Origin of the sequence: Streptomyces sp. NPDC057438, from assembly GCF_042802995.1 — a bacterium.
Lineage (GTDB): Bacteria > Actinomycetota > Actinomycetes > Streptomycetales > Streptomycetaceae > Streptomyces.
The window spans coordinates 24846-38839 of record NZ_JBHVDD010000050.1 but is presented as its reverse complement, the minus strand read 5'-3'; the positions used below and the strand labels follow the sequence as shown (position 1 = coordinate 38839).

Here is a 13994-nt window from a genome sequence, read left to right as displayed (position 1 = left end):
GCCGGGGCGGTGTCACGCCCGGTACAGCGCCTCCACCTCCTTCGCGTACGCCTTCTCGATCGCCCTGCGCTTCAGCTTCAGCGACGGCGTCAGCAGTCCGTGCTCCTCGGTGAACTGGTGCGCGAGGATACGGAACGTACGGATCGACTCGGCCTGTGAGACCAAGGTGTTGGCGGCGACCACCGCCCGTCGCACCTCGGTCTCCAGCTCCGGGTCGCGCACCAGCTCGGCCGCCGGCAGCGCCGGCTTGCCGCGCATCTGCAGCCAGTGCTCGACCGCCTCCCCGTCCAGGGTGACCAGGGCCGCGATGTACGGACGGTCGTTGCCGACGACGATGCACTGGGCGACCAGCGGGTGGTCGCGCACCCGTTCCTCCAGGATCGCCGGCGAGACGCTCTTGCCGCCCGACGTCACCAGGATCTCCTTCTTGCGCCCGGTGATGGTGAGATAGCCGTCCTCGTCCAGCGAGCCCAGGTCGCCGGTGGCGAGCCAGCCGTCGTGCAGGGTCTCGTCGGTGGCCTTGGGGTTGTTCAGATAGCCCTGGAAGACATTGGGCCCGCGCAGCCAGATCTCGCTGTCGTCCGCGATGTGCACGCTCATGCCCGGGATGGGCTGGCCGACCGTGCCGTACCGGGTGCGCTCCGGGGGGTTGGCCGTCGCGGCCGCCGTACACTCCGTCAGGCCGTACCCCTCGAAGATGTGGACGCCCGCTCCCGCGAAGAACAGTCCGAGCCGCCGGTCCATCGCCGAGCCGCCGGACATCGCGTACTTGATCCGGCCGCCCATCGCCTCCCGGATCTTGGCGTAGACGACCTTGTCGAAGAACTGGTGCTGCATCCGCAGGCCCGCCGACGGGCCGGGGCCGATGCCCCAGGCCTTCGCCTCCATCGCGTCCGCGTACTTCACGGCGACCTCGACCGCCTTCTCGAACGGCCCGGCCTTCCCCTCGCGCTCGGCCTTGCGCCGGCTCGCGTTGAAGACCTTCTCGAAGATGTACGGAACCGCGAGGAAGAAGGTCGGCTGGAAGGCGGCGAGGTCGGGCAGCAGAACGGCCGCGTTGAGCTGCGGCTGATGACCGAACTTGACCTTCCCGCGGATGCCCGCGACCTGCACCATCCGCCCGAAGACGTGCGCGAGCGGCAGGAACAGCAGCGTCGCCGCCGCGTCGCCCCTGCGGGAGGTGAACAGCGGGGCCCAGCGTTCGATGACCGTGTCCGCCTCCACCATGAAGTTGGCGTGCGAGATGACACAGCCCTTGGGGCGGCCCGTGGTGCCGGAGGTGTAGATGATCGTCGCGATCGACTCCGGGGTGACCGCGAGACGGTGCCGGTGCACCACCTCGTCGTCGAGGTGCGCGCCCGACTCGTACAGCTCCTGCACCGCGCCGACGTCCAGCTGCCAGAGCCGGCGCAGCTGGGGCAGCCGGTCGATGACCGTGGCGATGGTCATCGCGTGGTCCTCGTGTTCGACCATGGCCGCCGTGCACTGCGAGTCGTAGAGCATCCAGAAGACCTGCTCGGCGGAGGAGGTCGGGTAGACCGGGACGACCTGGGCGCCGACGGTCCACAGCGCGTAGTCGAACAGGGTCCACTCGTAGCGGGTGCGGCACATGATGGCGACCCGGTCGCCGAACCGGATGCCCTGCGCCAGCAGCCCCTTCGCCAGCGCGAGAACCTCGTCACGGAACTCGGCGGAGGTCATGTCGCGCCACTCGCCCCGCTCGTCCTTGCGGCCGAGCGCGATGTGGTCCGGGTCCTCCTGGGCGTGCTCGAAGACGACGTCGGCCAGGCCGCCCACCGGCGGCGCCGACGCCAACGGGGGGTTGGTGAACTCGCGCAAACCCGCTCCTCGTGGCGCTCCGAACAGCGCGTGAAAGCTACCTCACCGCGAGAACCGGCGGGAGGGTTGTGAAGGGGGCGCATAGGGACGCATGGCACGGGCCGACACCGGGAAACGTCCCCAGAAGCGGATGACTCCGGCATACTGCCCGGCCTCGTGGCGAGTTCCACGAGGTCAATCTCCACCGAACCCGCACGCGCCCATGACGGTACGTGTCCCTCCGGACACGTACCGGCCACACCGAACACGAAGACCCCTCATGTCCGCCGGCCGCCCCCGCGCAGGGCCCGACGCGCGGACCGGCACTCCGGCGGGGGCGCGGTCGTGGCCTCCGGCCGGGCTGCCGTCGGGGCGTTCCGCCGGGTGTCGCCGGGGCACGCGTCACGGTCCTTGCCTGGATGTCGGATGCCGGATGCGAAGGCGGCCACCTCCGGCCGGACCCCGCCCCGCCGACCCCCGGCCGGGGCTGTTCTCACAGTCTCCGTGGCCCGCCGTGCAGGCGGTCTCCGCCCGTGAGGATCGCCGCTGCCAGGGCTTCCGCCGCGTTCGTCGCCGTCCCGGGGCGGCGGCCGTGGACGAGGACGAAGTCGACCTCGCCGAGTTCCGGCAGCCCGGCCCGCTCGGGGACCCTCACCAGGCCGGGGGGCACCAGACGGCGGGAGTGGGCCATCACGCCGAGGCCCGCTCGGGCGGCGGCGATGAGCCCGTTGAGGCTTCCGCTGGTGCAGGCGATGCGCCAGGGGCGGCCCTCGCGTTCCAGCGCCTCCAGGGCCAGGGCGCGCGTGATGCCGGGCGGCGGGTAGACGATCAGCGGGACCGGGCGGTCGGGGTCCACGCGGAGCCGCTCCGCTCCGATCCACACGAGCCGGTCCGTCCACACCGGTTCGCCGCGCGGATCCTGCGGGCGCCGCTTCGCCAGCACCAGGTCCAGCCGCCCGGCCGCGAGCCGCTCGTGCAGCGTGCCCGACAGTTCGACCGTCAGCTCCAGATCCACCTCGGGATGGTCGTGCCGGAACGCCTCCAGGATCTCCGGCAGCCGGGTGAGCACGAAGTCCTCGGACGCGCCGAACCGCAGCCGTCCGCGCAGCCGGGTGCCGGTGAAGAACGCCGTCGCCTGCTCGTGCACCTCCAGCAGCCGCCGGGCGAACCCCAGCATCGCCTCGCCGTCCTCCGTCAGTTCCACGGAGTGGGTGTCCCGCGAGAACAGCTGCCGCCCGGCCGCGTCCTCCAGACGGCGCACGTGCTGGCTGACCGTCGACTGGCGCAGCCCCAGCCGCCGGGCGGCCTGCGTGAAGCTCAGCGTCTGCGCCACGGCGAGGAAGGTACGCAGCTGGGAGGGGTCGTACACGATCGCCACCCTACCGGTCATCGGTAAACGTGATGACAGTCAGTGCGGTATGACGGATTCCCGATCAAGGGGCCGGGGAGGACGATGGAGGGGGGCCTTCCGGGCCCCGGACCCACCCTCGTCGAACGCACGTGGAGCACCGTGAACCGCCTGAAGTGGCCGAGCCGGCTGCCGATCGATCCCTATGTCCTGCTGCTGCTCGCCACCGTCGGGTTCGCGGCGCTCCTCCCGGCGCGCGGTGCGGCCGCCGAGGTGGCGTCGGGCGCGTCCACGGCCGCGATCGCCTTCCTCTTCTTCCTCTACGGCGCCCGGCTCTCCACCCGCGAGGCACTCGACGGCCTCAAGCACTGGCGGCTGCACATCACCGTCCTGGCCTGCACGTTCGTCGTCTACCCGCTGCTGGGCCTGGCGGCCCGCGGCCTGGAGCCGGTGTTCCTGGACCACTCCCTCTACACCGGGCTGCTCTTCCTCACCCTCGTCCCGTCGACCGTCCAGTCGTCGATCGCCTTCACCTCGATGGCCCGGGGCAACGTGCCCGCCGCGATCTGCGCCGGCTCCTTCTCCTCCCTCGCCGGTATCGTCCTCACCCCGCTGCTGGCGGCCGCTCTGCTCGGCGGCGGAGCCGGCGGGTTCTCCGCCGACTCGGTGCTGAAGATCGTGCTCCAGCTGCTCGTGCCGTTCGTCGCCGGACAGCTCGCCCGCCGCTGGATCGGTGGCTTCGTCACCCGGCACAAGCGGGTCCTCGGCCTGGTCGACCGGGCCTCGATCCTCCTCGTCGTCTACGTCGCCTTCAGCGAGGGCATGGTCCGCGGGATCTGGAGCCAGGTCAGCCCGCTGCGGCTGGCCGGACTCCTCGGCGTGGAGGCCGTCCTGCTCGCGGTGATGCTGCTGCTCACCTGGTACGGCGGCAAGGCCCTGCGCTTCGACCGGGCGGACCGGATCGCCCTGCAGTTCGCCGGCTCCAAGAAGTCCCTGGCCTCCGGACTGCCCATGGCGAGCGTCCTGTTCGGCCCCGAGGCCTCCCTCGCCGTGCTGCCCCTGATGCTGTTCCACCAGATGCAGCTGATGGTCTGCGCGGTCATCGCCAAACGCCGCGCCCAGGACCCGGTGGAGGATCCGGCCGTCACGGAGCAGCGAGACGAAGCGATACGAACCGCGGTCGGTACAGGGACACGTTCCGCGTGATGTTCAGCTGCGCCGCGGCCGCGTCGGCGTCCAGCCAGTTGACGTCGTAGCTGAGCACCAGCCGCCCGTCCCCGGCCGCCCGGTGCGCCTGCGGGTTGTACGCCGCGACCCCGGCGCCCGGCAGTGGCGCACGGAACCCCTTGGTGGGCCCGTGCCAGGGCCCGGTGGGGGAGCAGGCCCAGTAGGCGGTCACCGTCGTCAGCCCCGCGGTCCCGGCGGCCATGGTGAGCAGCACATAGGTACGCCCGTCCCGTACGACGGTGAAGGCGCTGCCCACCCCCTTGTCCGCCCCGTTCCCGAGCACGGCCGCCGGCCGCCCCCGCACCTCCCACCGCTCGCCGCCCCAGTACTCCCAGGCCCCCGGCTCCCCGAGCCTGCCGCGCGGCACCCGGGCGACGTACGCGTGCGAGGTCGGCCGGGAGGCGGCCTGGGCGTCGGTGCCGCCGAAGACGTACGTCCAGTCGCCCGCGTCGACGGCGGTCGTCCCGAACAGCACCCGACGGGCAGGATCGGTGACCGACGCCTGGTCCAGCACCGTCGTGATCCCCTCCAGCCGCAGACCGGGCAGCGACAGCGTGGCGACCTCGGTGGAGGTGGGCACCCCGTAGATCCACGGCGACCGGCCGGTCGTACGCGTCCACAGCAGCACCCGGACGACCTTCTCGTCCGAGCCGGGGGAACGGGGCTCCACCCGGGCGGCCACCGGCCAGCGCCAGTGGCCCGGGGCGGGGTCCGGGAAGACCGGGGCCGGGAGCGTGGCTTCGAGACGGCCCGCGGGGGACATCAGCACGGCCGAGTTGCGCACCAGCGGCGTCGCCGTGTCCCGCCACGCCACGGACTCGCCCGCCGGGTTGGGCGGAGGGTGCACCTGCCCCAGATAGGTGTCCGAGAACAGCCACAGCAGCCGTCCGTCGGGCAGCCGGACCGAGTGGGTCCCGTCGCCGCCGGTCCAGTCGTCGGTACGGGTCGCGTCGTCGCCGTACCTGGTGAACTCGCCGGTCAGGGCCGCGTCCGGGTCCCAGTCCCGGACCGTCCGCGCCGTGCAGGCGCCGCCGCCCTCCCGGTCGTCGTCCGGGAGGGCCGTGAGCAGCACGGCCGCGAGGGCCAGGACCAGGGCCAGGATCAGGACCGGTCCGGCCCCCGTCCGCCGTCGTGCTCCTGCGTCGTCGGGCACGGGAGGGACGTTAGTTGCCCGCGTCCACCCGGTCCATGGGCAGTCGCGGGATCCGGCCGCGGTGTTCCGCGCGGAGCGAAAGGCGGGGCCCCGAGGGCGCAGGGGGCGCTCCCCGCCGCAAGGGGCCCCGCCGCCGTGTCGCGGGAGCGCCGGTCAGCTCCGGTCGGCCGCGGCCCGCAGAGCGATCCGGTGCTCGCCCGCGTACACGTTCATGGAGGCCCCCCTCAGGAACCCCACCAGGGTCAGCCCGGTCTCCGCCGCCAGGTCGACCGCGAGGGACGACGGCGCCGACACCGCCGCCAGCACCGGTATCCCCGCCATCACCGCCTTCTGCGCCAGCTCGAACGAGGCCCGCCCCGACACCAGCAGCACCGCCCTCGACAGCGGCAGCGCCCCGCTCTGCAGGGCCCGCCCCACCAGCTTGTCCACCGCGTTGTGCCGCCCCACGTCCTCCCGTACGTCGAGCAGTTCGCCGTCCTCGGAGAACAGGGCCGCCGCGTGCAGACCCCCGGTCCGGTCGAAGACCCGCTGCGCCGCGCGGAGCCGGTCGGGGAGGTCCGCGAGGAGGCCGGGGTCGAGCCGGACCGGGGGAGCCTCGCCCCCGTGGGTGTCGTCGACGGCCCACCGGGCGGTCGTCCGCACGGCGTCCAGCGACGCCTTGCCGCACAGCCCGCAGGACGAGGTCGTGTAGACGTTGCGTTCGAGGGTGATGTCGGGGACGACGACCCCGGGAGCGGTCCGCACGTCCACCACGTTGTACGTGTTGGATCCGTCCGCGGCCGCCCCCGCGCAGTAGACGATGTTCTGCAGGTCCGACCGTTCGGCGAGCACGCCCTCGCTGACCAGGAACCCCGCCGCCAGCGCGAAGTCGTCCCCCGGGGTGCGCATGGTGATCGCGAGCGGCTTGCCGTTCAGCCGGATCTCCATCGGTTCCTCGGCGACGAGGGTGTCCGGGCGGGTGGAGACCGCACCGTCCCGGATGCGGATCACCTTGCGTCGTTCCGTGACTCGTCCCATGTCGTGTCTCAGTCCCGGTTCTGTACGTGCTGGTAGCCGAAACGGCCCTTGATGCAGAGGTTGCCGTGGGTCACCGGGTTGTCGTGCGGCGAGGTGACCTTCACGATCTCATTGTCCTGCACATGGAGGGTGAGGTTGCAGCCCACACCGCAGTACGCGCAGACCGTGGTCGTCTCCGTCTGCGCCGACTCGTCCCAGGTGCCCGCCGCCCGCATGTCGAACTCCGACTTGAAGGACAGCGCGCCCGTCGGGCACACCTCCACGCAGTTCCCGCAGTACACACAGGCCGAATCGGTCAGGGGGCCGTCGTGCTCGACCGCGATCCGCGCGTCGAAGCCGCGCCCGACGACGGAGATCGCGAACGAGTTCTGCCACTGGCTCCCGCAGGCGTCCACGCACTTGTAACACAGGATGCATTTGTCGTAGTCCCGCACGTACAGCTCGTTGTCGACCCTCGGCTCCTCGTTCAGCCGGGCGGCGTCCGGGCCGAAGCGGTCCGGCTTCGCCTCGTACTCCTTGAGCCACCCGGCGACCTCGGGGGTCGTCGAGAGGTCGACCGAGGAGGCGAGCAGTTCGAGGACGATCTTGCGGCTGTGCCGGGCGCGCTCGGTGTCCGTGCGCACCTCCATACCGGGCTCGGCCTTGCGGGAGCAGGCCGGCACGAGGGTCCTGGCCCCCTCGACCTCGACGACACAGACCCGGCAGGCGTTCTTCGGGGCGAGCGTGTCGCCCTCGCAGAGGGTGGGCACGTCCTTGCCCGCGGCCCGGCAGGCGTCGAGGATCGTCGAGCCCTCGGGCGCCCGCACCGGCTCACCGTCGAGGGTGAACTCCAGCAGACGACGCGGCACTCCCAGCGGGATCACGGTCATTCGTACGCCCCCAAGCGGTCGATCGCGGATTCCACGGCGTTCCACGCGGTCTGCCCGAGACCGCAGATGGAGGCGTCCCGCATCGCGCGGCCGACCTCCCTGAGCAGGGCGATGTCACCGGCCGCCGCCGCGCCGGTCCGCTCGGCGATCCGGTGCAGCGCCTCCTCCTGCCGTACGGTCCCGACCCGGCAGGGCACGCACTGCCCGCAGGACTCGTCGCGGAAGAACTCCGCGATCCGCAGCAGCAGCCGGGGCAGCGGGACGGTGTCGTCGAAGGCCATCACGACCCCCGAGCCGAGTGTCGTGCCGGCCTCCCGCGTCCCCTCGAAGGTGAGCGGGATGTCCAGCTCGTCGGGCCGTACGAAACCGCCGGCGGCGCCGCCGAGGAGGACGGCCCGCAGCCGGTCCCGCACCCCGGCGAGCGTGAGCAGGTCGCCGAGGGTGGCCCCGAACGGCAGTTCGTAGATGCCGGGCCGGTCGACGCTGCCCGAGACGCAGAACAGCTTGGGACCGGTGGAGCGGCCGGTGCCGATCGCCGCGTACGCCGGGGCGCCCAGGGTGAGGATCGGCAGCACGTTGACGAGCGTCTCGACGTTGTTCTCCACCGTCGGCTTGCCGAACAGGCCCTTCTCCACCGGGAACGGCGGCTTCGAGCGGGGCTCGCCCCGGTAGCCCTCGATGGAGTTGAACAGAGCCGTCTCCTCGCCGCAGATGTAGGCGCCCGCGCCCCGGCGGATCTCGATGTCGAAGGCGTAGCCCTGCCCGAGGACGTCGTCGCCGAGCAGCCCCCGGGCGCGGGCCTGGGCGATCGCGTTCTCCAGCCGCCGCAGGGCCCGCGGGTACTCGCCCCGCAGATACAGATGACCCCGGTGCGCACCGGTCGCGTACCCGGCGATCGTCATCGCCTCGACCAGGGAGAACGGGTCACCCTCCATGAGCACGCGGTCCTTGAAGGTACCCGGCTCGGACTCGTCCGCGTTGCAGACGAGGTAGTGGGGGCGGTCGGGCTGCGACGCCGTGGCCTGCCATTTCCGGCCGGTGGGGAAGGCGGCGCCGCCGCGCCCGACCAGGCCCGAGTCGGTGACCTCCCGGATGACCCCCGCGGGGCCCAGCGCGAAGGCCCGGCGCAGCGCGGAGTAGCCGCCGTGGGCGCGGTAGTCGTCGAGGGAGGAAGGATCGACGACGCCGACCCGGCTCAGCAGGGTCAGGGACGGGTCCCCGGCCTGGGGCACCGCCATGACGGCCGGGGGTTCCTCGTCCGCCGAGTCGGGCGCGCTCGCCGCGAGCACGGCCGACTCGACGGTCGCGGGCGCCGCCACCGCCGTACGCACCGGGTCCCCCGCCCTGATCGCGAGCGCCGCAGGGGCCCGCTCGCACAGCCCGAGGCACGGGCCGCGCTGCACGCTCACCCCGCTGCCGGGGCCGAGGTGGGCCTCGATCCCGGCGCACAGGTCGGCGGCCCCGGCGGCCGCGCACGCCAGGTCCGTGCAGACGTGCAGCACGGTCGCGGGACGCGGCCGGACCGAGAACATCGCGTAGAAGGTGGCCACGCCGTACGCCTCCGCCGGCGGCACGGTCAGCCGCCGGCAGAGGTAGTCCAGCGCGCCCTCGCTGATCCAGCCGACCCGGTCGTTGAGGGCGTGCAGCCCCGGCAACAGCAGGTCTCGGCGGTCCCGGGCCTCCCGGCCGCCGCGCGCCCACCGCAGATCGCCGGCCGTCATCTCGTCGCGGGCCGCACCCTCCCAGGAGGATTCCGGCGGCCCGAGCAACGCGTCGACCGCCGCCCTCTCCTCGTCCGTGGGCTTGCTGTCACCGAAGTGCAGGTCCACTTGACATCACCTCACGATGGTCGCGACGGGCAGCTTCTCGATCCGGATCGCCGACGCCTTGAACTCCGCCGTCCCCGCGATCGGGCAGTTGGCCTCGATCGTCAGCTGGTTGGTGTCCACCTCGTCGGGGAAGTGCATGGTCATGAAGGCGAGACCGGGCCGCAGGGCGAGGTCGATCCACACCGGTGCCACCACCGATCCGCGCCGCGAGGACACCTGGACCTCCTCGCCGACCGCGACCCCGTAGCGTTCGGCGTCCTCCGGGCACAGCTCGATGTACTCCCCGCGCCGCAGCGGCGAGGCGTAACCACCGCTCTGCACACCGGTGTTGTACGAGTCCAGCCGTCGCCCGGTGGTGAGCCGGATCGGAAAACGCTCGTCCGTCAGATCCACGGGCGGATCGTGCTGGACGATCCCGAAGGGCGCCGGCCTGCCGCGCCCCGCCGGGTCCGGGTCCCACAACCGCCCGTGCAGATAGGGCGGTTCGAGCCCGTCCGTGTCCGGGCAGGGCCACTGGATGCCCTGGTGCTCCGCCAGCCGGTCGTACGTCATCCCGTGGTGGTCCGGCGACACCGACCGCAGCTCGTTCCAGACGGCCTCCGCGTCGGCGTACTTCCAGTCGTGCCCGAGCCGGGAGGCGAGGTCGCAGATGATGTCGATGTCCTCACGGGCCTCACCGGGCGGGGTGACGGCACGGCGTACCCGCTGGACGCGCCGCTCGCTGTTGGTGGTGGTGCCGTCGGTCTCGGCCCACCCGGCGGTCGCGGGCAGCACGATGTCCGCCAGCTGGGCCGTCTTCGTCAGGAAGATGTCCTGGACGACGAGGAAGTCCAGCTGTCCCAGGCGTCGTACGGCCTGCTCGCTGTCGGCCTCCGACTGCGCCGGGTTCTCCCCGATGCAGTACACGGCCTTCAGCGAGCCCTCCTCCATGGCCTCGAACATCTCCGTCAGGTTCAGCCCGTAGTGCGGCTGGATGACGGTGTCCCACGCCGACTCGAACTTCAGCCGGGTCGCGGGGTCGAGGATGTCCTGGAAGCCGGGCAGCCGGTTGGGGATGGCACCCATGTCGCCGCCGCCCTGCACGTTGTTCTGACCGCGCAGGGGCTGCAGGCCCGACGCGTAGCGGCCCACGTGGCCGGTCAGCAGCGACAGGTTGATCAGCGCGCGAACGTTGTCCGTGCCGTTGTGGTGCTCGGTGATGCCGAGCGTCCAGCACAGCTGGGCCCGTTCGGCCCGGGCGTACGCGTGCGCCAACTCCCTTATGGCGGCGGCCGGTACGCCCGTCACCTTCTCGGCCAGCGACAGCGTCCACGGTTCGACCAGCGCCCTGTACTCCTCGAAGCCGCTGGTCGCGCGCTCGATGAACGCCTCGTTGGCGAGCCCGGCGTGGATGATCTCCCGGCCGATCGCGTGGGCCATCGGGATGTCGGTGCCGACGTTGAGCCCCATCCAGCTCTCCGCCCACTCGGCGGTGGAGGTCCGCCTCGGGTCCACGGCGTACATCCGGGCGCCGTTGTGGATGCCCTTCAGCACGTGCTGGAAGAAGATCGGGTGCGCGAAGCGGGCGTTGGAACCCCACATCACGATGACGTCGGTGTGCTCGATCTCCTCGTACGAGGAGGTGCCCCCGCCGGAACCGAAGGCCGCCGAGAGGCCGGCGACGCTCGGCGCGTGGCAGGTGCGGTTGCACGAGTCGACGTTGTTTGTGCCCATGACCACGCGGGCGAACTTCTGCGCCACGTAGTTCATCTCGTTCGTGGCGCGGGCGCAGGAGAACAGACCGAACGCGTCGCGGTTGCGGGCGATGCCCCGCGCGGCGCGGTCCAGTGCCTCCTCCCAACTCGCGCGCCGGAAGGGCTCGTCGCGGGAGTCGCGGACGAGTGGATGGGTGAGCCGGGTGTAGGTCTTCGGGGTCCGGTCTCGTTTCCTCATACGGCGCTCCTCATGCCGCGCTCCTCAGCGCGAGCAGGTCCGAGATGGCGTGGACGGTGCGCAGGGTGGGCACCTCGACACCCGTGATGTCCGCCAGCTCGACGACGGCGGCCAGCAGGACGTCGAGTTCCAGCGGCTTGCCGCGCTCCAGGTCCTGGAGCGTGGAGGTGCGGTGGTCGCCGACGCGTTCGGCCCCGGCCATCCGCCGTTCGACGGAGACACCGACCTCGCAGCCCAGGGCGCGGGCGACGGACATCGTCTCGGCCATCATCGTCTCGATGACCTTGCGGGTGCCGCCGTGCAGACACATCTGCCGCATGGTCGCCCTGGCCAGGGCGCTGATCGGGTTGAAGGAGATGTTGCCGAGCAGCTTGATCCAGATGTCGCCCCGGAGGTCGGGTTCCACCGGACACTTCAGGCCACCGGCGACCATGGCCTCGCCGAACGCCCGGCAGCGCGCCGAGACCGTGCGGTCCGGCTCGCCGATGGAGAACCGGGTGCCTTCCAGATGCCGTACGACACCCGGGCCTTCGAGCTCGGTCGCCGCGTAGACGACACAGCCGACGGCCCGTTCGGGCGCGAGCACCGCGCTGACCGCGCCGCCCGGGTCGACGCTCTCGACACGCCGGCCGTCGTGCGGGCCGCCGTGCCGGTGGAAGTACCACCAGGGGATGCCGTTCTGGGCGGCGATCACCGCCGTGGTGCTGTGCAACAGGGGCTCGATCAGCGGCCCGCACGCCGCGTACGAGTTGGCCTTCAGGCCCAGGAACACGAAGTCGACCGGGCCGATCTCGGCCGGGTCGTCGGTGGCGTGGGCGCGGGCGGTGAAGTCCCCGCGCGAGCTGAGCACGCGCACCCCGTCCCGCCTCATGGCCGCGAGGTGCGGTCCACGGGCGACGAGATGCGTGTCCGCGCCGGCGCGGTGGAGCGCGGCGCCGACGTAGGCGCCGATCGCACCGGCGCCGAGAACTGCGACTTTCATGGTGAGGGAGCTCCGTTCGGTCGAGGGATACCGCGGAGATGGAGCACGGGTGACGAACTGTGTCGACGAAATATTGTCTACAGTATGGAACTTGAGGCGGCAAGGGTTCCCGCAGCGACCGGGCAAGCCATTACCCGGACATGAAGGTGGCCGGTACGCGGACCTGCGGCGTGGCCGAGGAACGACCGTTCGGCGCGCCGTGCATACCGCTCACCGCATACGGTCGCCGCGCCGCCTGTTCAACCCCCCTCGCCGCTCCCTACCGTCCGGGATCATGAGTCCCCCCGTCGCACCTCCGGGCTGGAGCCGCTGGCTCGTCCCCCCGGCCGCGCTCTCCGTTCACCTCTCCATCGGGCAGGCCTACGCCTGGAGCGTCTTCAAGCCCCCACTCGAATCCGCGCTCGGCCTCAGCGGCACCCAGAGCGCCCTGCCCTTCCAGCTCGGCATCGTCATGCTGGGCCTGTCCGCCGCGTTCGGCGGCACCCTCGTCGAGCGCAACGGGCCGCGCTGGGCGATGACGGTGGCGCTGATCTGCTTCTCCTCCGGCTTCCTGATCGCCTCGCTCGGCGCGGCCACCGAGCAGTACTGGCTGATCGTCCTCGGCTACGGCTTCGTCGGCGGCATAGGTCTCGGCATCGGCTACATCTCGCCCGTCTCCACCCTGATCAAGTGGTTCCCCGACCGGCCCGGCATGGCCACCGGCATCGCGATCATGGGCTTCGGCGGCGGCGCGCTCATCGCCTCGCCGTGGTCCGCCCAGATGCTGGAGTCCTTCGGCTCCGACTCCTCCGGCATCGCCCTGGCCTTCCTGGTGCACGGCCTGGCGTACGCCGTGTTCATGCTGCTCGGCGTGCTGCTCGTACGGGTACCGCGCACCGAGAAGCCGGTCGAGGCGGGACCGAGCGTGCTGGACGGCCCCCAGGTCTCGGCCCGCGACGCCATCCGCACCCCGCAGTTCTGGTGCCTGTGGGTCATCCTCTGCATGAACGTGTCCGCGGGCATCGGCATCCTGGAGAAGGCCGCCCCGATGATCACGGACTTCTTCGCCGACTCCTCCACCCCGGTCACCGTCACCGCCGCCGCCGGCTTCGTCGCACTGCTCTCCGCGGCCAACATGACCGGCCGGATCGTCTGGTCGTCCACGTCCGACCTGATCGGACGCAAGAACATCTACCGCGTCTACCTGGGCGTCGGCGCGCTGATGTACCTGCTGATCGCCCAGTTCGGCGACTCCTCCAAGCCGCTGTTCATCGTCTGTGCCCTGGTCATCCTGTCCTTCTACGGCGGTGGTTTCGCCACGGTCCCGGCCTATCTGAAGGATCTGTTCGGCACCTACCAGGTCGGCGCCATCCACGGCCGGCTGCTCACCGCCTGGTCCACGGCCGGCGTCCTCGGACCGCTGATCGTCAACTGGATCGCGGACCGGCAGGAGGAGGCGGGCAAGTCAGGCCCCGACCTGTACGGCACGTCCTTCTTCATCATGATCGGACTGCTCGTGATCGGCTTCGTCGCCAACGAGCTGGTCCGCCCCGTCAACCCCCGCTTCCACGTCCCCGCCCCGAGGGAGGCCACCGATGGAGTCCAGCGACGCCAGTCCGAATCCGCCTGACCGCCGCCCCCTGATCGCCTTCGCCTGGGTGTGGGTGGGCGTACCCCTCGCCTACGGACTGTACGAACTGGTGCGCAAGGCCACGCAACTGTTCACCGGGTGAGCACTCCGGCCGTGGGGGGGGCGGGGCGCGGGGGGGGGCGCCCCGGGGGGGCCCCGGCCGCGGGCGCGCCGCCCCCCGCGCCGCCCGCCCGCCCCCCCCCCAGCACG

At 71.8% G+C, this 13994-nt stretch carries 11 protein-coding genes; 3 read left to right on the top strand and 8 right to left on the bottom strand.

Annotated elements, in window-relative coordinates:
• Positions 1-12: 12 nt before the first annotated feature.
• Positions 13-1839 (bottom strand): AMP-dependent synthetase/ligase, encoded by a 1827-nt coding sequence (locus ACFU5F_RS25190; protein ID WP_383891358.1) that lies wholly within the window; start codon positions 1837-1839, stop codon positions 13-15.
• 472 nt (positions 1840-2311) lie between these two features.
• A complete protein-coding gene (locus ACFU5F_RS25185) occupies positions 2312-3187 on the bottom strand; it encodes a LysR substrate-binding domain-containing protein (protein WP_383891415.1) in 876 nt (291 codons plus the stop codon).
• A gap of 141 nt (positions 3188-3328) precedes the next feature.
• Here ACFU5F_RS25185 and ACFU5F_RS25180 point away from each other — a divergent pair, with 141 nt between their 5' ends.
• A complete protein-coding gene (locus ACFU5F_RS25180) occupies positions 3329-4372 on the top strand; it encodes a bile acid:sodium symporter family protein (RefSeq protein WP_383891355.1) in 1044 nt (347 codons plus the stop codon).
• Here the strand turns inward: ACFU5F_RS25180 and ACFU5F_RS25175 are convergent.
• The 6 genes from ACFU5F_RS25175 to ACFU5F_RS25150 all read right to left on the bottom strand — a co-directional run bounded on the left by ACFU5F_RS25175 (position 4311) and on the right by ACFU5F_RS25150 (position 12175).
• Positions 4311-5546 (bottom strand): hypothetical protein, encoded by a 1236-nt coding sequence (locus ACFU5F_RS25175; RefSeq protein WP_383891352.1) that lies wholly within the window; start codon positions 5544-5546, stop codon positions 4311-4313. The genes ACFU5F_RS25180 and ACFU5F_RS25175 overlap by 62 nt on opposite strands.
• 153 nt (positions 5547-5699) lie before the next feature.
• Positions 5700-6563: a formate dehydrogenase accessory sulfurtransferase FdhD gene (gene fdhD / locus ACFU5F_RS25170; protein ID WP_383891349.1), complete on the bottom strand. Its 864-nt coding sequence runs from the start codon at positions 6561-6563 to the stop codon at positions 5700-5702.
• 8 nt (positions 6564-6571) lie between these two features.
• Positions 6572-7432: a 2Fe-2S iron-sulfur cluster-binding protein gene (locus tag ACFU5F_RS25165; protein WP_383891346.1), complete on the bottom strand. Its 861-nt coding sequence runs from the start codon at positions 7430-7432 to the stop codon at positions 6572-6574.
• The gene (locus ACFU5F_RS25160; RefSeq protein WP_383891343.1) at positions 7429-9261 is read right to left on the bottom strand and encodes an NADH-ubiquinone oxidoreductase-F iron-sulfur binding region domain-containing protein; all 1833 of its coding nucleotides are present in this window, start codon (positions 9259-9261) and stop codon (positions 7429-7431) included. The genes ACFU5F_RS25165 and ACFU5F_RS25160 overlap by 4 nt, the downstream gene beginning before the upstream one ends.
• 6 nt (positions 9262-9267) lie before the next feature.
• Positions 9268-11193: a molybdopterin oxidoreductase family protein gene (locus tag ACFU5F_RS25155; RefSeq protein WP_383891341.1), complete on the bottom strand. Its 1926-nt coding sequence runs from the start codon at positions 11191-11193 to the stop codon at positions 9268-9270.
• Positions 11194-11203: 10 nt separating this feature from the next.
• Complete coding sequence (locus ACFU5F_RS25150) at positions 11204-12175, bottom strand: 2-dehydropantoate 2-reductase (protein ID WP_383891338.1); 972 nt, start codon at positions 12173-12175, stop codon at positions 11204-11206.
• Between the two features lie 274 nt (positions 12176-12449).
• On the opposite strand from ACFU5F_RS25150, the gene ACFU5F_RS25145 reads away from it, so the two are divergent.
• Both ACFU5F_RS25145 and ACFU5F_RS25140 read left to right on the top strand, forming a co-directional pair.
• Positions 12450-13784 (top strand): OFA family MFS transporter, encoded by a 1335-nt coding sequence (locus ACFU5F_RS25145; protein ID WP_383891335.1) that lies wholly within the window; start codon positions 12450-12452, stop codon positions 13782-13784.
• Positions 13750-13887 carry a hypothetical protein gene (locus ACFU5F_RS25140; RefSeq protein WP_162934351.1) on the top strand — a complete coding sequence of 46 codons (138 nt, stop codon included), beginning with the start codon at positions 13750-13752 and terminating at the stop codon, positions 13885-13887. Before ACFU5F_RS25145 ends, ACFU5F_RS25140 begins: the two co-directional genes overlap by 35 nt.
• The last annotated feature ends 107 nt before the right edge of the window (positions 13888-13994 follow it).